The sequence below is a fragment of the Kordiimonas sp. UBA4487 genome, assembly GCF_002389025.1.
Taxonomy (GTDB): Bacteria; Pseudomonadota; Alphaproteobacteria; order Sphingomonadales; family Kordiimonadaceae; genus Kordiimonas; species Kordiimonas lacus.
On record NZ_DGNR01000013.1, the window covers coordinates 325,623 to 348,893 of the forward strand.

The following is a 23,271-nucleotide window of genomic DNA, read 5'->3' on the forward strand; positions in this document are numbered from 1 at the left end:
GAAGGGTGATAAAGTTGCGCCGCGTTAACCATGACAAGCGCCCTTGGTGCTGCGGGGAAGGCAGGCTGGCCCAAGCCATGCAAGTGCTTGTGTTATGGGGCAGTTTTCCTATAGTGTTAACACTTATTTTATCGACAGGGGCTCATACTTGCGGCTCATTGGGAAGAAAGTTCAGGCGTTGATATGATCCTTGTTTGTCCTGCATGCGACGCGAAATTCAAGATTCCGGACGGCGCCATACCGCCGGCTGGCCGTAAGGTGCGCTGTGCCAGTTGCAAGCATAGCTGGCATGCGGTTCCGCAACAGATCGTCAAAGCGCCGCCGGCAGTACCACGGCCGGCACCAGCTGCTGCGCCACGACCGCAGGCTGCCCCAACGGCACCGCAGGCGGCTTTCCCGCCACCCGAGGATATGGATGCAGGTGCGGCTGCCCGTGCTGCGGCGATCCGACAATCTGTGCAGTCGTTCGGCGGCGACGAAGCGGCTTCGACTGAAGCAGACACAGATGACCGGGACATGTTCGACGAAGACGGCGCGCCCGACGTGCATGCGACACCGCCGGGCGACGAGTTTGATGAAGATCACGGGTCATCGGATTTTGGCGATGATTTCGGTATCGGCGCTGTTGCGAAGGAACATCTAGGCGACGATTTCAGCCTTGATGAAGATGACGACCATGAAGGCGGGGACGAAGAAGATTTTGATGCGGGTGATTTTGTTGCCCGCCGCCGCGCCGAACAGCGCCGCGACGCCGAACGCCGTGCCCAGGCTCGCAAGCGGCAGTTTATGGTGTTCGGATGGGGGCTTCTTGTTGTGTTGTGGCTGGCGGTGATGGGCGGCATTGTGTTTATGCAGGATACTGTGGTCAAGACCTTCCCGGGCATGACCAGTTTCTATGAAATGTTTGAAGGGGCCAGCGATGTTGAGCGCTTCCGCCCCGAAGAAGGCGAGCCTTCTACTACGCCGCTGACCGAGCGCGAGATTTACCTGACGGCCAAGCTTTACAACGACCGAACCAGGGTTGAGACCAGGGACGGCAACCCGGTGTTGATGGTGCGGGGTTTTGTTGAAAACCCAAGTACAGCCGAATTCGGGCGCACGGCCTCGGTTCCGCGGGTGCAGGTGGACGTGCTGGACCGCAGCGGCAATGTGCTGGAAACGGTCATCACCGACCCGGAAGGCTTCGCCATCCGGCGGGGCGCCAGAGTGGATTTTGAAACCAGCATTTATCCGGTGCCCGCGGGTGCGACAAATGTATCGGTGAAGGTGCTGGAGGGGACGCGGTCTCGGGTCGTGCGCAGCAGTAGCTGACAGCTTTGGGGCAGAGGACATAAGGGGCAGCAGGGGGCAGCAATGGATTATTTTTTCGACTGGGACAAAGCCGGCGACGCCCATGTCGGTATTGAGCCCGTCTTCACGGCAGATGAAATCGTCAACAAGGTGGATGAACTGGCTGGTCGCCTGACCCGTTGGTTTGACACCGAACCCGTGGCCCAGGTGGCGATGAATGGCGCCATGATGTTTGGGGCAGACCTTAGCCGTGCCATGTCAATGCGGGGCTGTGTCATGGAGATGGATTTCATCCATGTCACCAAAAATAGGCAAAAATCGACCATTGAACTAAAAGCCACCACAGATTTGCCCGTAAAAGGCCGCGATGTGTTGATAATAGATGATATATTCGAGCAGGGTAGAACTTTAACCGCAATGCGCGAATATTTTCTATCATTGGGTGCAGAGTCAGTAACGAGCGTTGTGCTTCTTGATAAAAGCGGTAATAATATAACTAATATTAGGCCAGACTTTGTAGGTTTTGAGTGCCCCGATGTTTTTGTCATCGGATATGGAATGGACATTGCATACCGTTACCGGGAATTGCCCTTCATAGGCAAAATGGGCCGGGCTTAGATCGGTGAAGATGCATTAATTAAGTGTCTTCCGTTTTTTAGGAAGGATGTCCCCGTGGCACGGGTATTGGTAGTTGAAGATGATGAAGCAGTCCGCGACTTTGTTTGTCGCGTGCTTTCGATGCATGGCCACAGCCTTCTGACCGCCCATGATGGCGCCGAAGCTGTCGAGCAGATGAATGCCCACCATTTCGACCTTCTGATTTCCGACATCGCCATGCCGGTGATGGACGGTATTTCGCTGGCGCTGAAAGTTCGCGCCTCCAGGCCGCATGTGCCGATCATCCTGATGACCGGTTACGCCAATGAACGCCAGCGCGCACACAATCTGTCATTGCTGATCGAAGGGCTCCTCTCGAAACCCTTCACCATGGATCAACTGCTGTCTGAAGTGGGCAATGCGCTGAAGGCTGCTCGCGCCCGCAAGGCGGAAATGGAGGCGGCAGGCGCCCCCATTTCAGCTCAATCGCCTGAGAGCCAGGACGGTATTTCGTCCAGCGACAGCAATTCATCCAGCGACTGACGTTTCCTGATCACCGCAACCTTGTCACCGTCCACAAGTACCTCAGGTACAAGCGGGCGGCTGTTGTAGGTTGACGCCATCACAGCACCGTAGGCCCCGGCTGACTTGATCGCCACCAGGTCCCCTGCCTTGAGAGGGGCAGTATTGCGTTGCTTGGCGAACACGTCGCTGCTTTCGCAGATGGGCCCGACAAAATCAGCCTTCAGCGTTTCGTCACCAGACGGTTCCGCAACAGGCACGATGGCGTGGTAAGCATCATACATGGCGGGACGGCTGAGATCATTCATCGCAGCGTCCAGGATATAGAAAGTGCGGTTTTCGCCCTGCTTCTCATAGAGCATTTCAGTGAGCAACAACCCTGCGTTCCCAGCAATCAGGCGGCCGGGCTCGAGAATGATGTTGCAGTCCATGTCCCCAAGGACCTCGCGGATCATGGCGCCGTAATCAGCGGGCGCAGGCGGGGTTTCGGCGTCCGGGTCATAAGGGATGCCCAGGCCGCCGCCCAGGTCGATGTGGCGGATGTCATGGCCCTTGGCGCGCAGGTCGCGCACCAGGCCAACCACGCGCTCAAACGCCAGGCGGAAGGGCTCCAGGTCTGTCAGCTGCGACCCGATATGCAGGTCTACGCCCACGGCCTTGAGGTTCGCAAGTTCGCCAATACGGGCATAGACCGCGTCCACTTTCTGCCAGGCGATACCGAACTTGTTTTCCGATTTGCCGGTGGAAATCTTGGCGTGGGTCTTTGCGTCCACGTCCGGGTTCACCCGTACGGATACCGGCGCTACCATGTCCATGCTGGCGGCAACGTCATTCAGGGTTTCAAGCTCGGCTTCGCTTTCGGCATTGAACTGCATGATGCCGGCCTCGAGGGCGGCGGCCATCTCGGCTTTGGTTTTTCCCACACCGGCGAAAGCAATCTTGCTGGCCGGGATGCCGGCTTTCAGCGCGCGCTTGAGTTCGCCCAGACTGACCACATCCGCGCCCGCGCCTGCTTTCGCAAGTACACGCAGCACCGCAATGTTGCTGTTGGCCTTGACGGCAAAGCACACCAACGCATCCAGCCCCTGAAAGGCCTCGGAAAACACACGGAAGTGGCGCTTCAGCGTTGCCGTTGAATAGACATACACAGGCGTGCCTACCTGTGCGGCGATCTGCTCAAGCGGTACATTTTCGGCCATCAACTGACCGTTGCGGTAATGGAAATGATCCATGGATAAACCTATCTACTCGGAAGGGTCAGTTTGATGATGAATAGCCAGCGGGCGGTTTGACATCGCCCTTCTTGCCGCAAGCCCCAAGGCTGCCGGCGGCCAGCAGGATCATGGAAATGGTCAGCAGTTTACGCATCTTGGCTTCCTTACTTGAGGGCTTTACGGGCGGCCTTGACCGCCTTCTTGACATTCGCGGGCGCCGTACCGCCAAAAGACGTGCGGCTTGAGACACTGGCGGACACGCTCAACACGTCGAACACGTCCGACGTGATGCGCGGCTCGATGGTCTGCATGGCTTCAAGGGGCAGGTTCTCAAGGTCCACGCCCAATTGTTCGGCCGCTTTCACAACCGCGCCCGTTACATGGTGGGCATCGCGGAACGGTAGCCCGAGAACGCGGACCAGCCAGTCGGCCAGGTCTGTGGCAGTGGAGAAGCTCTGGCCTGCGGCAGCGGCCATGGCATCCGTGTTTGGCTTCAGGTCTTCGATCATGCCGGTCATGGCAGCCAAGCACAGCTCAAAATCATCCACGGCCTGGAACACGGGTTCCTTGTCTTCCTGCATGTCTTTTGAATAAGCCAGCGGCAGGCCTTTCATGACCATCATCAGGCCGTTCATGCTGCCGCTGATGCGGCCCACCTTGGCGCGGATCAGTTCGGCGGCGTCCGGGTTACGCTTTTGCGGCATGATCGATGAGCCGGTCGAATAGGCATCCGACAGCGTCAGGAAGCGGAAGGCCGCTGACGCCCACAGCACAATCTCATCCGCCAGGCGCGACAGATGCACGGCGGAGATCGAGAGTACGCTCAGAAACTCAAGCGCGAAGTCCCGCGCTGAAACGGCATCCAGCGAATTGGCCATCGGGCGGTCGAAGCCGAGCGCCTTGGCGGTCATGTGCCGGTCGATCGGGAAGCTGGTGCCGGCGAGGGCTGCGGCGCCCAGGGGGCTTTCGTTTACCCGGGCGCGGCAGTCCTTGAGGCGCGCGCGGTCACGGCTCAGCATCTCATGGTAGGCCATCAGATGGTGACCAAGCGTGACGGGCTGCGCGGTTTGCAAATGGGTGAAGCCCGGCATGACGGTGTCAGCATGCTTTTCAGCCTGGTCCACCAGCGCGGCCAAAAGGCCCTTGAACAGGCCGTCCAGCGCATCGATGGCGCCGCGGGTCCAGAGGCGGAAGTCGGTTGCCACCTGGTCGTTCCGCGACCGGCCGGTGTGCAGGCGTGCGCCGGCGTCGCCGATAAGCTCACGCAGGCGGGATTCCACATGCATATGGATGTCTTCAAGCGCGGGGTCGAACACCATCTTGCCGGCTTCGATCTCGCCTGCGACCTGGTCGAGGCCCTTGTGAATTGCGTCGCAGTCCTCGTGGCTGATCACGCCGACAGATGCCAGCATGCTGGCATGCGCCTTGGAGCCTGCGATGTCTTCGCGGTAAAAGCGTTTGTCGAATCCGATCGAAGCATTGATTTCCTGCATGATGGCCGAAGGGCCGGAAGCGAAGCGTCCGCCCCACATGCTCTGGCCGCCTGCCTGCTGTTCAGCTGCGTCTTTATTGTCGGATTTGTGATCCACGGTGGTCTTGCCTTTCGTACCAGCCTGACTATTGTTTGGCCGATTGTTAACGGTCCTGTCTGGAGACTAAAATGCCTAAAAAGGCCTTATTGCCTGCTGTCATCCTTGTCGTCCTTCTGGGCGCAGCAGCTTATCGGCTGTTTTTGCCTTCGACAACGCCCTTCCCCGCAGATGCGCCGATAAATTCTTATCTGAAAGGCGAAATGGCCAAGCTTTCCTTGCCCGAGGAACCAAAGGGCCTGACAGACCATATCATCATGCGCGAAGACGGCTCGCCCATCAAGCTTTCGGCCATGAAGGGCAAAGCCATGCTGATCAACCTGTGGGCCAGCTGGTGCGCGCCCTGCCGGGCCGAGATGCCTGAGCTTGCCAACCTGCAGCGCGAGCTCGGTGATGACACATTCGAAGTGGTGGCGATCACGGTGGACCGGGGCGGCGTGTTGCAGGCGAAAGACACGCTCGCAGAATGGGGCGTGGAGGGGCTGAACCTCTATGCCGAACCCACGATGGCCATCGCGCTTGAGTTGGCGGACGGCAAGCTGCCCACCAGCTATATTGTCGGTGCGGACGGCAAGGTGCGTGCCTATTTCCTGGGGCCCCTGAAGTGGGACACGCCGGAAGCCATCGCCCTTTTCACAGCGCTGAAGAAGGGCGAGCTTTAGTAATCCCTTCCAAGGCTGATCTCCTTATGGCATTATAGTTCGTGTCATGAGTGCATGAACAGAGTGTCAATCACAGTGGGGTTGAGAAGATGAAGCGATTAAACGCATTGACTGTCGGTGGCTTGCTCGCTGTGGCAGTGTCCTTGGGCGCCGGCGCCAAAGAACAGCCTGTGGATCGATACCTGACGGGCGATCTTGAAGGCATGCATGCTTTTGATGCCAGTCTGGACCTGTCTGGATATCAGGTCGTGACAGGGTTTGATGGCCAGGACAAGCAGGTTGAAAAACTATCGGCCAAAAAGGGCAAAACCCTTTTGATCACCTTCTGGGACCGGTCCTGCCTGATTTGTCGCAGCTATCTGAAAGACCTGGATGAGCTTCAGCGCCAGATGGGCGATGACAAGTTCGAGGTGGTGGCCATCGATATTGGCAGGAATACCTTCAGTTACACGGAAAATTCATTCAAGCGCTGGGGCGTGTCGTCCTTGAAGCCCTATGGCAGCCACCACAATGGCATTGTGAACGAGGTGAAGGCGAACCCGATGTTCCGCTTTTACGGCAAGGAACCGAAAAGCCTCCTGGTGGACGGCAGTGGCAAAGTCAGGGCCTATTCCAGCGTCACACGTGACTGGCTGTCGGACGAAGGCAAGGCCCTGATCGATGCGCTCAAGAAGGGCGAACTCTGATCAGCCCAGGCTTGTTGCATCGGCCGGAATTTCATCCACTTCCACCACCTGTGTCTCAGTGGCAGCGTCGGCGATCCATTCCTTCATATAGGGGTGGTTCAGCACCGCCTGCTGGTACGCCCGTGCGGTATCGCTCAACTTAATGTCGTAAGTCTCGAAGCGGGAGGCCACAGGGGCATACATCATGTCTGCCGCGCCGAACGCGCCATAAAGGAAATCGCCCCCGGCACCGAAGCGGCTTCGGGCGTCAGTCCAGATGGCGTCGATGCGGCTCACGTCCTTCTGCACAGCTTCTGAAAGTTCAAGGCCGGTCCAGCGCCCGCGCATGTTCATCGGCGCGTTGCCGCGAAGGCCCATGAAGCCGCTATGCATTTCAGCGACGATAGAGCGTGCGTTCGCAAAGGCTGCTTTATCTTCCGGCCACCAGAATTTCTCAGGCGCGATGCGGGCGCAATAGTCGATGATGGCAAGCGAATCCCAAACCCGCACGTCACCGTCCAAGAGGGCGGGAACGCAGGATGTAGGGGAATAGTCTTTGATGGCTTCATAGAATTCCGGCGTATCGAGGCGGAGTTTGATTTCCTCGAAAGGAAGGCCGGTATGGCGAACGGCAAGCCATCCGCGAAGCGACCAGCTGGAATAGGTCTTGGTGCCAACAATGATTTTAAGGTCTGACATATGTCGTGACTCCCTGATTTTCTTGAGGGGGAACAGGTTAGTCCCGCAGTCTTTACCACAAGCCCCCGACGCCGTCGCCCGAATGTTTCTAAGGCAACCCCTGCGAAAAATTAATGCTGCCACGACAAGCCTTGGATGATTCTTTTCTTGCAATTAAGAATGATTATTAATAATGAGGAGGGGTAGCCAAGAATGAAACCGGGGGTTTTACACGATGATCATGGAACGTGGGTTCGAGAAACAGATGCGGCGCTGCACGTGTCACAAGGAAAGCCGGGCGCGGCCCGCCCTGGGGACCGTGATGAAGCTGACCACGGTTGGCCTCAGGCAGGCCTGTGCGGCGCGGGCACAGGCGCTTGCCTTCGAGTGCGCCGACGCGCTTGAGGCGCGGCTGGCGGTCACAACAGGCGACAGTGAGCTGATGCGCCTGTGGGACGCGCCGGTGGCCAAACCCATCGCGGTATCAGACGCCGTGTGGCAGCTGATGCGGGTGGCAAATGAACTGGCGTTCCGCACTGACGGTATTTTCGACGCGGCGGCCTCCGGCAGCGATGGCCAGGCACACTGGACGGATATAGATCTTTCCAAGCGGGGCTACGTGCGCTTTCGCCGCAAGATGCGGTTTGACCCCACGGGGCTGGTGAAAGGCTTTGCCGCCGATATTGCCGTGCAGGCGATGAGTGAACAGGGTGCGCGTCGGGGCTTGGTGGATGTGGGCGGCGTTATGCGCGCCTTCGGGCCGCAGGAATGGCGCGTGCAGTATCATCTGGCGAACAGTAAGCATCCGTTGCCTGTTGCCCTGACAGACGGCGCGCTGGCGGGGGGCGGCTCCAACAGCGGAAGGCTTTTTGACCCGGCAACCGGCGTCATGCACGCGGGCCAGGAATGGCGGGATCTGCGGCTGATTGTGCGCGCTCGCACGGCGGCTGTGGCTGACGGCCTGACCAAGGTTGCCATGCTGGCGCCAGGGCGCGCAGCCACGCTGCTGCCGCGTCTTGGGGCATCGGTTGCCATGCTGACAAATGAAGGCGCCCACGCGCTGGAGTATGCGTCCTGATCAGGCGAGGGCAGCCAGGCTGATGCCTTCCGTGTTGCACACCTGGCGGACCACCTTATGGGCCGACAGGCGCTTCAGGTAAGCGCCCAGGCGGGGAAAGCTTTGGGGCGGGACGGGCATATCATCGGCCCAGATGCACAGCATCAGGAGGAAATAGTCACAGATGGTGACGGTATTGCCCACCAGATAGGGTTGGCCTTCAAGGGCTTCATCCAGAATCTTGAAGGCTGCCGCGACACGGTCGCTGTGGGCGGCCTCCACGGCCATGGCGCCAAGCGGGTCCTGCGTGTGCTTTTCCGGGTAGCAATAGACCATATAGTCCGCCTGCAACGTGTTGGTCAGATACATCAGCCACTGCAGGAACTTGGCCCGGTGCGGGCTGCCAGGCGCTGGCGCGAGGCAAGCGTCCATGTGACGTTCAGCCAGATACAGGCAGATGGCTGGGCTTTCAAACAGCACGGTTTTGCCGTCCACAAGCGTGGGAATGCGCCCCGCCGGGTTAAGCTTCAGATAGTCGGCTGACTTCTGCGCGTCCGCTTTGCGGTCTACCAGCTCAAGCGAAAAGGGAACACCAAGGTGGGTGAGCACAAAATGCGGCGCCAGACTGGCGTTTTTTGGATAGTAAAAAAGCCGGTACATGGTCGTGGGTCCTGTCTGAGGCTAAAAGAAAGGCGCTTCGGTAGGGAAGCGCCTGATCTTTCATTCTGTTGCTGTCGCTTACCGGGTTGGTACCGGGATATCGCCGCGATAGTCGTAGAAGCCGCGGCCCGTCTTGCGGCCCAGCCAGCCGGCTTCAACATATTTAACGAGCAGCGGACACGGACGGTATTTGCTGTCCGCCAGGCCGTCATAGAGTACCTGCATGATAGAGAGGCAGGTGTCGAGGCCAATGAAATCTGCGAGCGTCAGCGGGCCCATCGGATGGTTGGCACCCAGCATCATGGCGTCATCGATGGCTTCCACGCTGCCCACGCCTTCATAGAGCGTATAGATGGCTTCGTTGATCATCGGCATCAGGATACGGTTGACGATGAAGGCCGGGAAGTCTTCGGACACCACAGTGGTCTTCTTCAGCTTTTCCGTGAACACATGGAAGCGGTCGAAGGTTTCTTCACTGGTGGCAATGCCCGGGATCAGCTCAACAAGCTTCATCACAGGTACGGGGTTCATGAAGTGAACGCCCATGAATTTTTCAGGCCGGTCGGTCGAGGCAGCGAGACGGGTGATGGCAATGGAACTGGTGTTTGATGCCACCAGCGCGTCGGCCTTCAGGTGCGGGCAAAGTTCCTTGAAGATGGTCGTCTTGGTCTTCTCGTCCTCAACCGCGGCTTCGATCACCAGGTCGCACTTGTTGTGGGCGGCGAGTGTGTCGGCCAGCTTGATGCGTCCGATCGCGGCGTCCATGTCAGTGTCTGTGATCTTGCCCTTGGTCACCTGACGGCCCAAGTTGCCGCGGATCACCTCAAGCCCGGCTTCCGCCCGGTCCATCGACACGTCAGACAGGAGCACGTCCATGCCCGCGAGCGCACAGACATGGGCGATCCCGTTGCCCATCTGGCCTGCGCCAATAATCCCTACCTTCTCAACCATGATATTCTTTCTTTGCCACGTGTTAAGTCGTGACTTTTTCTAACATATTTTTTGATACTGGGGCAAAAAAGGGCGCGCAATTGGTGCGAATTTTAGTCGCACGCGCTGCACGCCCTTTGGAATGTGTTAGCCGAGGGCTTTTTCAAGCGCCGGCACGGCTTCAAACAGGTCAGCCACAAGGCCGTAATCCGCCACCTGGAAGATCGGGGCTTCTTCGTCCTTGTTGATTGCAACGATGATCTTGCTGTCCTTCATACCAGCCAGGTGCTGGATCGCGCCGGAAATACCGACAGCGATATACAGCTCTGGCGCCACGATCTTGCCGGTCTGGCCGACCTGGTAATCGTTCGGCACGAAGCCGGCGTCCACAGCCGCGCGGGATGCGCCAACGGCAGCGCCCAGCTTGTCAGCCACAGCGTCGATGATCTTGAAGTTCTCGCCTGAGCCCATGCCGCGGCCACCGGAGATGATGATCTTGGCGGACGTCAGTTCAGGACGGTCAGATTTCGACAGCTCAGCCCCCACATAGGACGACACACCGGACGCTGGCGTGGCAGCGATGCTTTCAACAGCAGCGGAGCCACCTTCAGCGGCCGCCTTGTCGAAGGCTGTGCCGCGCACGGTGATCACCTTCTTGGCGTCAGACGATTTCACGGTCGCGATGGCGTTGCCGGCATAGATCGGACGCTTGAAGGTGTCTTCGGAGACAACTTCAATGATGTCGGAGATCTGCGCAACATCCAGGGCCGCTGCAACGCGGGGCAGGAAGTTCTTGCCCGACGTGGTGGCCGGCGCCAGGATCGCGTCGTAGCCGTCAGCGATGGATAGCACGATTGCGGCCAGTTCTTCCGCCAGCGGATGCGCGTAAACCGCATCATCGGCAACCAGAACTTTGGACACACCGTCGATTTTCGCGGCGGCGTCTGCGGCTGCACCGCAATCCGAACCCGCGACCAGCGCGTGTACTTCACCAAACGCTTTGGCCGCTGTGACAGTGGCAAGCGTTGCGTCTTTTACCGACGCGTTATCATGTTCTACAATTACGAGAGCGGTCATTAGATTACTCCCTTTTCTTTAAGCTTGCCCACGAGTTCCTCAACGCTTTCAACCTTGATGCCGGCTTCGCGTTTCGGAGGTTCTTCAACCTTGATGGTGGTCAGGCGTGGTGCCATCTCAACGCCAAAGTCGCCGGGTGTTTTCTCATCAATCGGCTTGCGCTTTGCTTTCATGATGTTCGGCAGCGTCGCGTAGCGTGGCTCATTGAGGCGCAGGTCGGTGGTGATGACCGCCGGAAGGCTCAGCTTCACGGTTTCAAGACCGCCGTCGATTTCGCGCGTTACATTCACGCTCTCGCCGTCTGCAGCAACTTCAGAAGCGAAGGTGCCCTGCGGCCAGCCCAGGAGCTGTGCCAGCATCTGGCCGGTCTGGTTGCAGTCGTCATCGATCGCCTGCTTGCCCAGAAGCACGATGCTTGGGTTTTCTTCTTCCACGATGCCCTTGAGGATTTTGGCAACCGCGAGAGGTTCGGTCTCGCCGTCATATTCAACCAGGATGCCGCGGTCGGCGCCCATGGCGAGGCCGGTGCGCAGGGTTTCCTGTGCCGCCTTCGGGCCGATGGAGACCACAACGATCTCTTCCGCCTTGCCGGCTTCCTTCAGGCGGATTGCTTCTTCGACAGCAATCTCGTCAAAAGGGTTCATGGACATTTTAACGTTTGCGAGCTCAACGCCCGTATTGTCGGATTTAACGCGAACCTTCACGTTATAATCGACGACCCGTTTTACGGGGACCATGATCTTCATGGGGTTCTTTCTCCCAGTTTTTTGTGCAGGGCAACAAAGCCCCTGAGAACCTTGGTTGACAAAGTCGGGGCAAAAGAGGCCCCAACCCTTGGAAATATTAGGGATACACAGCGTTAAACCAGATAAAAACCCGAGTCAATGCAGTGCAGCATTTTGGGCTGCGCCGTAGCGGCAATCGGGTTTACCTTGTGGCGCCGGGCACCCACAAAACGTCCGAAGCACCATCCTTATTGAGGTGCCTTGAAAGGACAAATAGGTGGTCCGAGAGACGATTCAAATATTTTATCGCCGCCGGATTGATTGAAACCTCCCGCGCCGCCTTGATGGCATGCCTTTCCGCCCGTCTGATCACGGTACGCGCCAGATGCAGATGTGCGCTGGCCGGTGACCCACCGGGCAGGATAAAGCTGGTGAGCGGCTGCATCCGTTCGTTCATGCGGTCGATCTCTTCCTCAAGCCGCGTGACTTGCGCGTCCGTCACCCTGAGCGTCATCTCGCCAGGGGTGAAATCCTCGCCCGGGGTTGAAAGGTCAGCGCCCAGATCAAACAGCTCATTCTGGATGCGGGCCAGCATCTGGTCGGCGGGGCCTTGTGTGGTCAGGCGCGCAAGCCCGATGACGGAATTGGCTTCGTCCACCGTGCCGTAGGCTTCGATGCGGGCGTTATCCTTGGCCACACGGTCACCGCCGGTGAGCGAGGTTTCGCCCTTGTCGCCGCCGCGCGTGTAGATTTTGGTCAGCTTCACCATGCCGCGCCCCTAAAGCGTGAAGGCGAACAGGGCAAAGAACAGGATGGCCAGCGCCTGCGCCGCTACCCGTGCTTGCATCAGCTTGTTGCCATATTTCTTGTTGAAGTCACCGCCTTTCGCCATGGTGCCAAAGCCCGCGAACAGGATGAACAGGGTGAACAGCATGAACAGCATGCCGAGTACCAGGAAGATAAACATAAGGGTTGGTCTCTCTTTTGCGTTTTGCCCACTATAAACCACTACGGGTATGGGGCAACAGCAGACCAATGGGTGCGGCAAAATGCTCGGCCAATGTGGGGTGGGTGCACCATAAATCATAGGTGGTTTTTGGATATCGCTAAAATTGTCCGCGTCTCTTCCCTTCCTGCGCACCCTGGATGTATGATGGACGCGAAGTGGGTTAAGATTGGGGGATCAGGCCATGACTGGTGTGAAAATGCTCGCGTTTGTGGGCTTCATTTTGATGGCGGCGGGGCTGATGAATGGCTATCAGGCCAACCGTGACATGGAAAACAAGATGAAGCGGCTGGTGGAAAATGTGCAGCCGATCCTTCCGGCCACATCGGCGGATGGGCGCATTGTCGTTGACCGGGTGACCTATGATCACAAGGGCCTGACCATGTATGGGCGGCTGTTAGTCGGTGCCGATCAGTTAAGCCCGAAAAGGCTGCGTGCAGAAGTCCGCGCAATGGGGCGTTTGCCCCTGTGCGATCACCCTGGGATCATCGCGCTGCTTGAGATGGGTGCAGAGCTGCGGCTAGAGCTTGGCAACCAGGAAAACTACAAAATAATCGATCTGATGTTGGACCAGGAGCGTTGTACCGCGGCTTAGAGTGCGTCGCCTGCCATCAAGCCTGATGTCAGCACCTTTGGGTCAAGACCACTTTCGCGCAGACTCTCAAGGGTCACCGATTTGTTCCTTTTGGCGAAACGCTCGCCGCGCTCGTCCAGCAAGAGTCCGTGATGGTGATAGACAGGCGCGGGGTACCCGAGCAGTTTCTGCAGCACGATGTGGATATGGGTGGCGTGGAAAAGGTCCTCGCCGCGAATGATGTGGGTGATGCCCTGAAGCGCATCATCCACCACGACACTCAGGTGATAGCTGGTGGGCGTGTCCTTGCGCGCCAGCACCACGTCGCCCAGTGCTTCGGGCGTGGCTGTCACCTCACCCTTGAGTTCATCCTGCCAGACCAGCGGGTCGCCGATGTGCGCCAGCGCTTTCGCCAGGTCCAACCGCCAGGCGTGTGGCGTGCCCTCAGCGAGCAGGGTGCTGGCATCGTCGCGCCCACGGCAGATGCCGGGATAAATGGGGCCGTCGGGACCGTGCGGCGCGCTCTCGGCAGCGTCGATTTCGCGGCTAATGTCTTTCCGTGTGCAGAAGCACGGGTACACAAGCCCCATGGCCTTCAGGCGGTCGAGCGCATTCTGGTAATCACCAAAATGCTCGCTCTGGCGCCTGACCGGTTCTTCCCAGCCAAGGCCCAGCCATGTGAGGTCCTCAAATATGCCGTCCACGAATTCGTTTCGGCACCGAACTGTATCAATGTCTTCAATGCGCAACAGGAACCGCCCGCCCGCTTCCTGCGCGCGCCGGTAGGCCAGCAGCGCCGAATAGGCATGCCCCTTGTGCAGCCGTCCGGTGGGGCTGGGGGCAAAGCGCGTGACAAACTGTTGCGTTGGATGCGTCATGGCGGCACTTTAGAAAGAAGCGGGACACAAGGAAACGGCAAAATGACGGATATGGCCCCCTTTCAGATCGGCAGCCATCTGGCGGACGACGCGCCGGTGGAAAGCATTCGCTATCTGGCAGGGAAATCGAAAGCGGTCCTCAATGCACTTGATATCCATACGGTCGGGGACCTGAAGCGCGCAGGCGTTGTGGATACCTATCTGCGCATCAAGGCGGCGGGCTTCCCGGCGTCCCTCAATTTTGTCTGGGCCATGTATGCCGGGCTGATGGACACGGATATCAACCGCCTGCCGCCGGAGTTCAAAGACGCTGTGAAGGCGGAGATCGGAAGCGCGCAGCGTTAGATAGATATTTCACAGGCTGCCTTGTTGATGGCGCTGGCAAGCTCCGCCTGATTGATGGGTTTGCCAACACAGTCGTTCATGCCAGCTTCGAAATAAGCGGATTTGTTTTCTTCCATGACATCGGCAGTAAGGGCGATGATCGGGATGATGCCTTTTGTGCCGGGCAGGGCTCGTATCCTGCGCGTGGCTTCCGGGCCGGACATTTCCGGCATGCGCACATCCATCAGGATCAGGTCAAAGTCGTTGGGCTCTTCCATAAGGCGCAAGGCCTCCTTGCCGCTTTCCGCAATGGTCGCCTTATGGCCCAGCTTCTTGAGCGCATTTTGGATGATCATCTGGTTGATCTCATTGTCCTCAGCCACCAGAATGGAAAGGGCCAGTTGGTTGGCGTCAACGGTTGGCGCACTAGTTTCCTCCGACGGCAGGTCTGCGGTAGTGGCGGTATCATAGGGCACTGAAAACCAGAAGGCGCTGCCCATACCGGGTGTGCTTCTGGCACGAATATCACCGCCCATGCGCTCAACCAGCTTCTTGCAAATGGCAAGGCCCAGGCCTGTGCCGTGATATTTGCGGCTGGTGGTGGCGTCGGCTTGTTCAAATTCCTGGAACAGGCGGTTCAGCATGTCTTCGTCCATGCCGATTCCGGTGTCGATGATCTCGAATTCCAGCTGCCGCCTAGCTTTGTTATGGTCACAGACCAATGTCACCGAACCCCGGTCGGAAAACTTAACCGCATTGCCCATCAGGTTGACCAGCACCTGCCGCAGCCGCGTAGGGTCCGCGCAAACGACCTCCGGGAAGGAGCGGGAGACCTTGGCGGTAATTTGCAGCGTGTCTTTCTTGTCGGGCGGGCAGGTCTGGTAAAACATTTGCACCACTTCATTGGCCAGGATGTCGGGCCGGAAAGGAATTTTCTCAATCTCGAACTTGCCGGCGTCCAGCTTTGAGATGTCCAGAATATCGTTGAGAATACGCAGGAGGGCTTGCGCCGCGCCTTTGATCCGACCGACCTTTTTCTTGCTGTCGTCAGCCAGGTCGTCTTCCAGCAGCATGTCTGCAAAGCCCAGAATGCCGGTCATGGGGGTTCGGATTTCGTGGCTCATGGTGGCGAGGAATGCGCCTTTTGCTTTGTTGGCCTGGTTGGCCTGCTGCTCGGCATAGCGTCGGTTCGCCATCTCGCGCATCAGGCGGTACAGTGCCACCGCATAGAATACTGCCGTCGCCGCGATGGTGATCAGGATGGGTGCCAGCGCCTTAAGGCGCGCGCCCGTAAGATTTTCGCGGGAAACCTGGGCAACCAGCTTGAGCTCCAGATTATGCGCCACGCTCAGGTGGTTTTCCGAAGCCTCGATTGTTTGCCATGTCCACAGGCCGGATTGGGTTTCAGCATAGCCGCTGGCGCTTGTGTTGATCTTCTGCCATGCCCTGGGATGGCGCGTGCCCATGGTTGCCGTGTTGCCCAGCATGAAGCCCCATTCATCCGCCGGATTGGCAGATTTCAGCCAATAACCTTCGGCATTCAACAGCATGATATTTTCCGTGGCAGAATAATTCCTGACCTGGTCTAGCATTGGTCCGGCCGCGATGTTCAGGACGATCAGGCCTCGGGGGCGGCCGTCATTGCCGTAGGCCCGCAGCGCCATGCGGACCACAGGCATATAGGGTATCTGGATTTCGCCATTCTCCATATTCAGGTCGAGCGGCGAGACATAAAGCTGGTCTTTTTGCAGTTGCAGCCCCTGCTGGACATAGGGGCGTCTTGACTTGTCCTGCAGGGCATCTGCTTCTTTGGCTCTGACGACCCCGGGGCGCTTTTGGTCGACACGGACGATTTCCATCCCGTCTTCGCTAATCCAGCGCACCTGGGCATAGTTGGGATTGCGCAGGAGAAGCGTGATGAAGGCGTTTTCGATTTCACTCAAGTTGCCATCACGGCTGTTCAGGGCCTGCAGCATGCGGGGTTCCAGATTCACCACGCTGTAGAGCTGGCTGGCCGGCAGGCGCAGGGCTTCCCTGACGGATTGGCTCGCCAGCTCTACCGCCAGGGTTTCCTTGGCATAGAATTGGTCGTCTACCCGCTTGACGGCAAGATTTCCGGCAAAATACCCCAGCGCAGCAATGGCGGTCAGGCCAGCCAGGAGCCAGACTGTGAACTGTTTGCCGGATAGTTTTCTTGTCACCATCACTTCCCATCGAAAGCACGGATACTTGGAACGCGCGTGCGGGTATCACACTTTTGTACGGAGATTACAGTCTCCCTGGATGACTGATACTACAAATACTTGTTTAACAGGGCAATGTTACTGAAAGGTTAGCCCCAGCCGGTTGTCCCGGACACGATTTCAAGGTCCGCCGTGGTGCAGGCCACAACATAATGCTTTGTCATCCGGGTGTAACACTGTATCTTGTATATATGACCTGTCGGAGTTGAAGCCTTTATGTTTGTGGGGCGGTGCCGATGGTGGGCGTCGGTACCCTTTCCGGCTTGTCGGGGGGATATAGACTATGGGTGTTAACTTTACGCCCCATTTGCCGAACCCGGACACCTGTCCGGCCCTTGTGCTGAACGCCGATTATCGGCCGCTCAGCTACTTTCCTTTAAGTCTGTGGAACTGGCAAACGGCCCTGAAGGCCGTTTTCCTGGATCGCGTGTCGATCCTGTCGAACTATGACCGCGAGGTGCATTCGCCCTCCATGTCCATGCCGCTGCCGAGCGTGATCGCGCTCAAGAAATATGTGCGGCAGCCCAAGTATCCGGCCTTCACGCGCTTCAACCTGTTCCTGCGCGATGAATTCACCTGCCAATATTGCGGCGCCACCGAGGAGCTGACGTTTGATCATGTGATCCCCAGGAGCCAGGGCGGCCGCACCAGTTGGACCAACATTACGGCAGCGTGCGCGCCGTGCAACCTCAGGAAGGGGGGCAGAACACCGGAAGAAGCGCACATGTATCCCATGCGTAGGCCCATACGGCCCACGGCCCATGAGCTTCATGAACACGGTCGCCAGTTCCCGCCAAACTATCTGCACGAAAGTTGGCGGGATTTTCTTTACTGGGACGCGGAACTCGAACGCTAGGCGAAGGGTTCCCCCGCTTCCATTCGTATCAGGCCCTGGGTGCCAGATATGGAAGGAGGCCATATGTCAGATGTATCTGCCATTGGTGGTGGTCAGGGGTTTCGCCCGCCGCCGCCCAAACCGCTCTCGGATGACCAGAAAAGCCTGATCAGCGAGACACTCTCTAACTATGATCCCGACACTTTGTCAGAAGAAGATGCGCAGGCGATCGTCAGTGCCTTCAAGGACGCGGGCATCCGCCCGGGCAAGGAGCTTGCGAGCGCGATGGAGGAGCTCGGCTTCGACGCACGCGCGGTGGGCGAACTTGCAGGCGCTGAGCGCCCGAAGGGGCCGCCACCCCCAAAGCCGGGGGAAGGCCAGGTTCTCAACACCGAAGGCCTGCAAACCATCGAAGATATCCTCGAGGATTATGACCTGACCGAGCTTTCGGAAGAAGACGAGGAAAGCATCCTCAAGGCGTTCGAGGACGCGGGCCTGATCGGCGAACAGGGGTCAGTGTTCAACCTGACTGTATAAGCGAGGTGTGTTCCGAGTAGGAGAGGCGGTCTCGTGCCTGAGGCCGCCTTTCCCTTTACGGAACCCAGCAAAGCAGCCCGAGATAGAAAAGACTGGGCCGCAAAGTTTCGTAGGGCACACGGAAAAGAAGCACTGCCCAAACCAGCGGAACATAAAAGCCGACCGAGAGAAAATGGTCTGACAGGAGCGCAAGGATCAAAAGAATAGCGCCGATGGCATAGTCCCCCTTGGTTGGGCGCATCGCCTGGTCAAGAATTTGCACGATGTAGGCCGTAAGCCAGAAAATGCCAATACCAAAGGGCAGGATAAGAATATTCAACGAATGGTATGTCAGCACATACCCGGCGGCCAGGTCAGGGGCACCGTACCCATAGCTGTATCCCTGCAGGCTGAAATAGGCCGAAAGCCCAAAAAGCATAAACGCGCCCCATAGGTACCAACTGGTATAGTCCCGGGCTTGCGCGGTGCTTGTCATCAGACCCGTTTCGAGATCCAGATGGCGGCGCGGCAGCCGGCCTTGATGGCGGCGGAAAGAACAGGGTAGCCCACAGCTTCCTCCGCGCCATGCTCTTCGGCGATCTTCTTGTGTTCGACCTCTTCGGCCTGGAACTTTTCGATCACCTCTTCAAGCTCAGGGTCCTTGCCCTTGAGCCGGTCACGCTGGTGCTGGTAATGGTCGTCGATCACCTCTTCAACCGCCTGCGTGCAGGCCATGGCGGCCTTTTCGCCCATCAGCGCGGTGGTGGCACCAAGCGCAAAGCCCGCCACATGCCAGAAGGGTGTCATCAGCGTGGGGCGCACGCCGCGCTCGGTGATCATCTTGTTGAAGCGGTCCAGGTGAACCTCTTCCTGCTCATGCATGTGCTTCAAAAGCCCCGCCTTGGGGTGGCTGTCGCCCATCACGGCGCGCTGGCCCGCGTAAATCCGCACCGCGCCATATTCGCCCGCGTGATCCACGCGGATCATGCGCTCGGTCTCTTCCTTGAGGCTCCGGTCGCCCGGCAGCGGGCGCGCAGGTACTTGCTTCTCAAGCGTTGGCTTTGGCAGGGTTTCTTTTGCGGTTTTGGCCATGCGTTTGTCCTCAGGCGTCTTTCGCTTTCAGGGCGCAAAAGGCGGTCATGCCCAGCGCGATCAGGAAATTATAGCCTGCCATGGAAATTCCGAAAAGGGACCATGCTATTTCGTCGCAGCGAATGAGCGGCGCGTCCATGATGGCCTTCAGCGCGTCATCGACGCTGTCGGTCACATCCACATAGCTCGAGCAAGTCGCAAGCCCTTCCCACCAGCGCTGTTCCACGCCGAAGTGGAAGGCGGCGATGCCCGCGTCGGTCGCGAACAGAAGCGCCAGCAGCACCAGCACCCATTTCCGGGGCAGGCTTTTCATACCGGTCGCGATCAGGCTGACTGCCATGACGGCCATATAGGGATAGCGCTGCCACCAGCACAGCTCGCACGGCGGATAGCCCGCCAGCTGGAAGGCGAAGGCCGAGCCCAGAAGCAGCGTCGCCATAATGCCGGCAAACAGCACCGGCTCGCGGTTCGGGAAGGATGTAAGTGTTTCGCTCATACGCATATCCTAAAGATACTTGAGGGCGACAAAGCCCAGAATGCCTAGCACCATGAAGGCGGTGGTGACAAGCCCGAGGCGCTTTTCGATAAAGTCGCGGATCGGGTCCCCGAACTTCCAAAGTAAGGCCGCAACCAGATAGAAGCGCGCCCCCCGTGCCGGGATGGACGCGCCAATGAACACCAAGGGGTTCAGCCCCACAACGCCACTGGCGATGGTGACCACCTTGAAGGGGATGGGCGTGAAGCCCGCCACCAGCACAATCAGGATGCCGTATTCGGTATAATAGCCGCGGAAGGCTTCGAACTGCGCCCCATAACCGTAGAATTCGATGATCGGCTGGCCGATGGTCTCGAACAAAAACATGCCGATCAGATAGCCCGCCACGCCCCCCAGCACACTGGTGACCAGCGTGATGGTGGCCAGCCGCCAGGCCTTCAGCCGGTCGGCGAGGATCATGGGGATCAGCATGATGTCGATGGGGATCGGGAAAAAGCTGGATTCCGCGAACGAGATGGCGCCAAGCCACTTTTCAGACGCCGGGCTTTGGGCCTTTTCAATCGTCCAGTCGTAAAGTTTCCTCAGCACGGTCGCTGCGCTCCCCCTAAATGCTTTTGGCGGCACCGGCCCACACCCCCACCCGACCACCCACGAGATTGTACACTTGGGGTGGTCGGGTGGGGGTGTGGGCTGGACCAGCCAGCTACAAGCATGATCCTTAGCAATGGGGCAGGGGGATGGCAACTGAATGCGCCTGCGTACACGAATTATTTATGGGGGGTGTTAAGGCCGCTCACTGCATGCTTGACGGCAGAAGAAACGCGTATATGATGCACCCGCTTTCTACCGCAGATTCGATGCGCAGTGCCCCTGTGGCGGAACTGGTAGACGCGCGGGATTCAAAATCCCGTTCCTTCGGGAGTGTCGGTTCGATTCCGACCGGGGGCACCATCACCATATAAAAATCAACGAGTTAGTACCCATTGGCGCACGTTTGGCGCAGTGCTTTTGGCATTATGTGGTTGGCGCACTCGATTGCAAGCACAATGAGCAGAAAGGCGCGATGCATACGCACCGCACCCTACGCTGATGAATCGCGCTTCACTTCTTTTGGTGACGTTTAACATAGGCTTTCACTTCGTCCTGATACCAGAGGGGCCCGAGTTTGCCTGCGCTTGTTGGGATGCGGATTGCATCCGGGAAATCTGGTTTGCAGGCCACCCGCTGCTGCACTGTGTTTTTGGAACGATTGAGGTACGCCGCGATGTCGTCGAGTGACCAAAGCCGCTTCGGCATTTTGGACGATTTCAATTCCTCAAGGATGGAAGTGAGAAGCTCCTCCACCCTCGGTTTGGGCCACGGCTTATCCATTGCTTGCCTCCATCGCAGATACACCTCGGAAATCGTCCGCGCAGTTTGAGATGATCAGTTCTCGGGCCAAGGTGGTGACCTTATGCGCGGTGGTGTAATTTACCGGGACTTCCTCAATGGCAAACGCCTTGAAAATGTCTCTCACCTCCGGCGCGGCATTGAGGGACAGGATGAACTTCCCTTTGATGTTCTCAAGCTGCTTCGCCATTTTGGCAAATTCGTCGCGGCTGAAGAGCTCACGCCCGTAATAATCCTCGACACCATAGTAAGGTGGATCAAGGTAGAAGAGCGTGCCTTCACGGTCGTACCGACGAATGAATTCGTCATAAGGCAGCTTCTCAATGGACACACCTGCCAAACGCTCGTGGAGTTCTTCCAGCATTGGACCAAGCTTGGTCACGTTAAACCGGCCAGGACATTTCACGTCTATGCCGAAGGAGCGACTTTTGATGATGCCGCCGAAGCCCGTGCGCTGAAGGTATAGGAAGCGAGCGGCACGTTCGAGGTCGGTGAGCGTGTCCGGATCGGTGGCGCGCAGACGCTCGAATTCCTGTCGCGTCGTGAGTTGGAATTTCAGCATCTCCATAAAGTGCGCATAGTGACGCTGGAGGATACGGAAGAAAGTTGCGACGTCGCCAGACAGGTCATTGATGACCTCAGCTTGGGGCAACTGATCTCGGCGCAAGAAAACGCCGCCCATGCCGACAAATGGTTCAGCGTAGGTGATATGAGGGACGGCATTGATGCGTGCAATGAGCTTCGCTGACAAGAGGCGCTTGCCGCCAACATACGGCGCTACAGGTTTGATAGGCTTGATATTGGTACATTGTGTCATGACGAATTCCTTGGGGCTTAAAGGGCTGGCAAATGGGTGTTTGACGACAGGTAATCGTCGAGGTCGGCGCGACGATAACGAACAGCGCGGCCAAGCTTGAGGAAGCCTGGGCCTGTCCGGTAAACGCGCCATTTGTTGAGGGTGGCAGGAGCAAGCCCAAGATACTGGGCTGCGTCCTGTGTCGTGAGCATATCGCCCACGACAGTATCATTTTCTCCGTTCTGGGGAGGTTTGATAGGCATCAGATTTCTCCTTAGGTTCGTGCCAATGAGGAGAAGTCTGGCAATCAGAGGAAATGTGCTGCGATATCAACTAACAGTCATGTCACTCATTTGTTCCGTATGACGGTGAATGCACCTGTCAGCGCCTGCCTTGCCCTATAGGGCATGTTTGCATCCCCTTTCCGGCGCACAGCGGAAAATATGACGCTCTCTTGTTAGGTTTTTCAGAGAATAAAAAGGAAACACGTTACCTTTTTATCAGCGACTTCAATACGCTGAGTGATGGTTTCCACCAGCTTTCTCTTGTTCTCGAATGAGAAAGAATCCCACTTTTCTGACAGTGCTTGGCCATCTGACTTCAAGTCAGAAGGTAGAGGATATTCCTTGAGCTGGGCGTGGAAGATATCCTCAAGGTCGTTCTTGGCGATTTTCGTCAGGCATTCACCGCAGACGTACTTCGCACTGTTTGTTGGTACATACATTTTCTGCCCGCATCCACAGTGCAGAAAGCCTGAAAAGAGATTGGCCACTTTCCGGGCAGGTGGGCCACCTTTTCCTTGCTGGGTTTCCAGTATTGCCTGACAGCGGTTCCATAGGTCTTCGGGAATGAGCGCTTCCACTTCATCGCCACCGAGGACGATATCGTCTTTGAGCAGTCGTGTCAGTGTGGCCAGCGTGAAAAGCGCATCATTACGAGTGCGGTGCCCTTCTGCGTTTAGAATGTCACAGACGGTCTGACGGCGTTCGTGTTCGACGAAGAGTTCAAAAGCGCGGAGCCTGATGGAAGCCTCGTCTGGGTCCAGTACCAGTCGACTGCTTTCTCTTCTGTATCCAAACGGTGTCGGACCTGTCCGCGTGCTAGCCATTTTATCCCCCTTTACGAGAGCATATTACTTCTTCTGATGTTTTTTGACATAGGCTTTTACCTCGTCTGCATACCAGAGCGGGCCGATTTTTCCTGTTTTTGTAGGAATGCGGACAGCGTCAGGAAAGTCCATTTTGCAGACTACACGCTGCTGAATGGTGATCTTGGAGCGGTTGAGGTACGCTGCGATATCTGAGACCGACCACATTCGGTCAGGTCTCTTATCTGCCTTTAGCTCCACTACGATCTGTTCGAGCAGCTCAATAATCCGCTCATTCTGAACACGAGCAGGGACATAATCATCTTTCATGTGATCCCACATTTCTCCTCTCCTTTATGGTGTGATCTG

General features: G+C 57.7%; 31 protein-coding genes and 1 tRNA gene. 11 read left to right on the forward strand and 21 right to left on the reverse strand.

Annotated elements, in window-relative coordinates; translation table 11 throughout:
* Positions 1-183 precede the first annotated feature (183 nt).
* The 3 genes from B3Z17_RS13110 to B3Z17_RS13120 are packed head-to-tail and all read left to right on the forward strand — an operon-like array spanning position 184 to position 2,430.
* Positions 184-1,311 carry a zinc-ribbon domain-containing protein gene (locus B3Z17_RS13110; RefSeq protein WP_286830182.1) on the forward strand — a complete coding sequence of 376 codons (1,128 nt, stop codon included), beginning with the start codon at positions 184-186 and terminating at the stop codon, positions 1,309-1,311.
* 42 nt (positions 1,312-1,353) lie between these two features.
* Complete coding sequence (locus tag B3Z17_RS13115) at positions 1,354-1,908, forward strand: phosphoribosyltransferase (protein WP_286830184.1); 555 nt, start codon at positions 1,354-1,356, stop codon at positions 1,906-1,908.
* Positions 1,909-1,962: 54 nt separating this feature from the next.
* Positions 1,963-2,430 (forward strand): response regulator, encoded by a 468-nt coding sequence (locus tag B3Z17_RS13120; protein ID WP_068301696.1) that lies wholly within the window; start codon positions 1,963-1,965, stop codon positions 2,428-2,430.
* Here the strand turns inward: B3Z17_RS13120 and lysA are convergent.
* Genes lysA through argH form a run of 3 tightly spaced genes read right to left on the reverse strand, consistent with a single transcriptional unit; the run spans position 2,370 to position 5,155 of the window.
* Positions 2,370-3,641 carry a diaminopimelate decarboxylase gene (gene lysA / locus B3Z17_RS13125; protein WP_286830187.1) on the reverse strand — a complete coding sequence of 424 codons (1,272 nt, stop codon included), beginning with the start codon at positions 3,639-3,641 and terminating at the stop codon, positions 2,370-2,372. The two genes, B3Z17_RS13120 and lysA, sit on opposite strands and share 61 nt — an antisense overlap.
* 25 nt (positions 3,642-3,666) lie before the next feature.
* Positions 3,667-3,777 carry an LPS translocon maturation chaperone LptM gene (gene lptM, locus B3Z17_RS19670; RefSeq protein WP_414672775.1) on the reverse strand — a complete coding sequence of 37 codons (111 nt, stop codon included), beginning with the start codon at positions 3,775-3,777 and terminating at the stop codon, positions 3,667-3,669.
* 10 nt (positions 3,778-3,787) lie between these two features.
* Positions 3,788-5,155, reverse strand: a complete 1,368-nt coding sequence (gene argH / locus B3Z17_RS13130) for an argininosuccinate lyase (RefSeq protein ID WP_349680329.1) — start codon at positions 5,153-5,155, stop codon at positions 3,788-3,790.
* 128 nt (positions 5,156-5,283) lie between these two features.
* On the opposite strand from argH, the gene B3Z17_RS13135 reads away from it, so the two are divergent.
* Together B3Z17_RS13135 and B3Z17_RS13140 are read left to right on the forward strand one after the other, a co-directional pair.
* The gene (locus B3Z17_RS13135; RefSeq protein WP_286830191.1) at positions 5,284-5,874 is read left to right on the forward strand and encodes a TlpA disulfide reductase family protein; all 591 of its coding nucleotides are present in this window, start codon (positions 5,284-5,286) and stop codon (positions 5,872-5,874) included.
* An 89-nt stretch (positions 5,875-5,963) separates the two neighbouring features.
* The gene (locus B3Z17_RS13140; RefSeq protein WP_286830193.1) at positions 5,964-6,560 is read left to right on the forward strand and encodes a TlpA disulfide reductase family protein; all 597 of its coding nucleotides are present in this window, start codon (positions 5,964-5,966) and stop codon (positions 6,558-6,560) included.
* Here B3Z17_RS13140 and B3Z17_RS13145 read toward each other — a convergent pair whose 3' ends face one another.
* A complete protein-coding gene (locus B3Z17_RS13145; RefSeq protein WP_286830195.1) occupies positions 6,561-7,238 on the reverse strand; it encodes a glutathione S-transferase family protein in 678 nt (225 codons plus the stop codon).
* Between the two features lie 214 nt (positions 7,239-7,452).
* On the opposite strand from B3Z17_RS13145, the gene B3Z17_RS13150 reads away from it, so the two are divergent.
* Positions 7,453-8,295 (forward strand): FAD:protein FMN transferase, encoded by an 843-nt coding sequence (locus B3Z17_RS13150; protein ID WP_286830197.1) that lies wholly within the window; start codon positions 7,453-7,455, stop codon positions 8,293-8,295.
* Here B3Z17_RS13150 and B3Z17_RS13155 read toward each other — a convergent pair whose 3' ends face one another.
* The 6 genes from B3Z17_RS13155 to B3Z17_RS13180 all read right to left on the reverse strand — a co-directional run bounded on the left by B3Z17_RS13155 (position 8,296) and on the right by B3Z17_RS13180 (position 12,633).
* Complete coding sequence (locus B3Z17_RS13155) at positions 8,296-8,934, reverse strand: glutathione S-transferase family protein (RefSeq protein ID WP_286830199.1); 639 nt, start codon at positions 8,932-8,934, stop codon at positions 8,296-8,298.
* A 78-nt stretch (positions 8,935-9,012) separates the two neighbouring features.
* Positions 9,013-9,885, reverse strand: coding sequence for a 3-hydroxybutyryl-CoA dehydrogenase (locus B3Z17_RS13160; protein ID WP_068301720.1), 873 nt, complete (start codon positions 9,883-9,885; stop codon positions 9,013-9,015).
* Between the two features lie 126 nt (positions 9,886-10,011).
* Positions 10,012-10,941, reverse strand: coding sequence for an electron transfer flavoprotein subunit alpha/FixB family protein (locus B3Z17_RS13165; RefSeq protein WP_068301723.1), 930 nt, complete (start codon positions 10,939-10,941; stop codon positions 10,012-10,014).
* Positions 10,941-11,687, reverse strand: coding sequence for an electron transfer flavoprotein subunit beta/FixA family protein (locus B3Z17_RS13170; RefSeq protein WP_286830203.1), 747 nt, complete (start codon positions 11,685-11,687; stop codon positions 10,941-10,943). The genes B3Z17_RS13165 and B3Z17_RS13170 overlap by 1 nt, the downstream gene beginning before the upstream one ends.
* Positions 11,688-11,868: 181 nt before the next feature.
* A complete protein-coding gene (locus B3Z17_RS13175; RefSeq protein WP_286830205.1) occupies positions 11,869-12,435 on the reverse strand; it encodes a cob(I)yrinic acid a,c-diamide adenosyltransferase in 567 nt (188 codons plus the stop codon).
* Between the two features lie 9 nt (positions 12,436-12,444).
* A complete protein-coding gene (locus B3Z17_RS13180) occupies positions 12,445-12,633 on the reverse strand; it encodes a twin transmembrane helix small protein (RefSeq protein WP_068301739.1) in 189 nt (62 codons plus the stop codon).
* A gap of 223 nt (positions 12,634-12,856) precedes the next feature.
* On the opposite strand from B3Z17_RS13180, the gene B3Z17_RS13185 reads away from it, so the two are divergent.
* A complete protein-coding gene (locus B3Z17_RS13185; RefSeq protein ID WP_286830206.1) occupies positions 12,857-13,267 on the forward strand; it encodes a hypothetical protein in 411 nt (136 codons plus the stop codon).
* Here B3Z17_RS13185 and gluQRS read toward each other — a convergent pair.
* Positions 13,264-14,124 carry a tRNA glutamyl-Q(34) synthetase GluQRS gene (gluQRS, locus tag B3Z17_RS13190; protein WP_286830207.1) on the reverse strand — a complete coding sequence of 287 codons (861 nt, stop codon included), beginning with the start codon at positions 14,122-14,124 and terminating at the stop codon, positions 13,264-13,266. The genes B3Z17_RS13185 and gluQRS overlap by 4 nt on opposite strands.
* Positions 14,125-14,166: 42 nt before the next feature.
* On the opposite strand from gluQRS, the gene B3Z17_RS13195 reads away from it, so the two are divergent.
* Entirely contained in the window at positions 14,167-14,469 is a 303-nt protein-coding gene (locus tag B3Z17_RS13195) for a TfoX/Sxy family DNA transformation protein (protein ID WP_286830208.1), read from the forward strand.
* Here B3Z17_RS13195 and B3Z17_RS13200 read toward each other — a convergent pair.
* Positions 14,466-16,649, reverse strand: coding sequence for a hybrid sensor histidine kinase/response regulator (locus B3Z17_RS13200; protein ID WP_286830210.1), 2,184 nt, complete (start codon positions 16,647-16,649; stop codon positions 14,466-14,468). The two genes, B3Z17_RS13195 and B3Z17_RS13200, sit on opposite strands and share 4 nt — an antisense overlap.
* Positions 16,650-16,974: 325 nt before the next feature.
* Between B3Z17_RS13200 and B3Z17_RS13205 the strand changes: the two genes are divergently transcribed.
* The gene (locus tag B3Z17_RS13205) at positions 16,975-17,547 is read left to right on the forward strand and encodes an HNH endonuclease (protein WP_068301749.1); all 573 of its coding nucleotides are present in this window, start codon (positions 16,975-16,977) and stop codon (positions 17,545-17,547) included.
* Positions 17,548-17,610: 63 nt separating this feature from the next.
* On the forward strand, positions 17,611-18,063 hold the full coding sequence (locus B3Z17_RS13210) for a hypothetical protein (RefSeq protein WP_286830211.1): 453 nt from the start codon (positions 17,611-17,613) through the stop codon (positions 18,061-18,063).
* A 55-nt stretch (positions 18,064-18,118) separates the two neighbouring features.
* Here B3Z17_RS13210 and B3Z17_RS13215 read toward each other — a convergent pair whose 3' ends face one another.
* The 4 genes from B3Z17_RS13215 to B3Z17_RS13230 are packed head-to-tail and all read right to left on the reverse strand — an operon-like array spanning position 18,119 to position 20,218.
* Positions 18,119-18,481, reverse strand: coding sequence for a hypothetical protein (locus B3Z17_RS13215; RefSeq protein WP_286830212.1), 363 nt, complete (start codon positions 18,479-18,481; stop codon positions 18,119-18,121).
* Between the two features lie 56 nt (positions 18,482-18,537).
* Positions 18,538-19,134: a demethoxyubiquinone hydroxylase family protein gene (locus B3Z17_RS13220; RefSeq protein ID WP_286830213.1), complete on the reverse strand. Its 597-nt coding sequence runs from the start codon at positions 19,132-19,134 to the stop codon at positions 18,538-18,540.
* Between the two features lie 10 nt (positions 19,135-19,144).
* Positions 19,145-19,630, reverse strand: coding sequence for a disulfide bond formation protein B (locus B3Z17_RS13225; RefSeq protein ID WP_068301759.1), 486 nt, complete (start codon positions 19,628-19,630; stop codon positions 19,145-19,147).
* 9 nt (positions 19,631-19,639) lie between these two features.
* Positions 19,640-20,218, reverse strand: a complete 579-nt coding sequence (locus B3Z17_RS13230; RefSeq protein ID WP_286830214.1) for a YqaA family protein — start codon at positions 20,216-20,218, stop codon at positions 19,640-19,642.
* Between the two features lie 278 nt (positions 20,219-20,496).
* On the opposite strand from B3Z17_RS13230, the gene B3Z17_RS13235 reads away from it, so the two are divergent.
* Positions 20,497-20,581: transfer RNA gene (locus B3Z17_RS13235), tRNA-Leu, on the forward strand.
* Between the two features lie 150 nt (positions 20,582-20,731).
* Here B3Z17_RS13235 and B3Z17_RS13240 read toward each other — a convergent pair.
* The 5 genes from B3Z17_RS13240 to B3Z17_RS13260 all read right to left on the reverse strand — a co-directional run bounded on the left by B3Z17_RS13240 (position 20,732) and on the right by B3Z17_RS13260 (position 23,244).
* Complete coding sequence (locus B3Z17_RS13240; RefSeq protein ID WP_286830215.1) at positions 20,732-21,001, reverse strand: hypothetical protein; 270 nt, start codon at positions 20,999-21,001, stop codon at positions 20,732-20,734.
* Entirely contained in the window at positions 20,994-21,836 is an 843-nt protein-coding gene (locus tag B3Z17_RS13245) for a DNA adenine methylase (protein WP_286830217.1), read from the reverse strand. Before B3Z17_RS13245 ends, B3Z17_RS13240 begins: the two co-directional genes overlap by 8 nt.
* 17 nt (positions 21,837-21,853) lie before the next feature.
* Complete coding sequence (locus B3Z17_RS13250; RefSeq protein ID WP_286830219.1) at positions 21,854-22,078, reverse strand: helix-turn-helix domain-containing protein; 225 nt, start codon at positions 22,076-22,078, stop codon at positions 21,854-21,856.
* 203 nt (positions 22,079-22,281) lie between these two features.
* Entirely contained in the window at positions 22,282-22,923 is a 642-nt protein-coding gene (locus B3Z17_RS13255) for a recombinase family protein (protein ID WP_286830221.1), read from the reverse strand.
* Between the two features lie 24 nt (positions 22,924-22,947).
* Complete coding sequence (locus B3Z17_RS13260; RefSeq protein WP_286830222.1) at positions 22,948-23,244, reverse strand: hypothetical protein; 297 nt, start codon at positions 23,242-23,244, stop codon at positions 22,948-22,950.
* Positions 23,245-23,271: the final 27 nt, after the last annotated feature.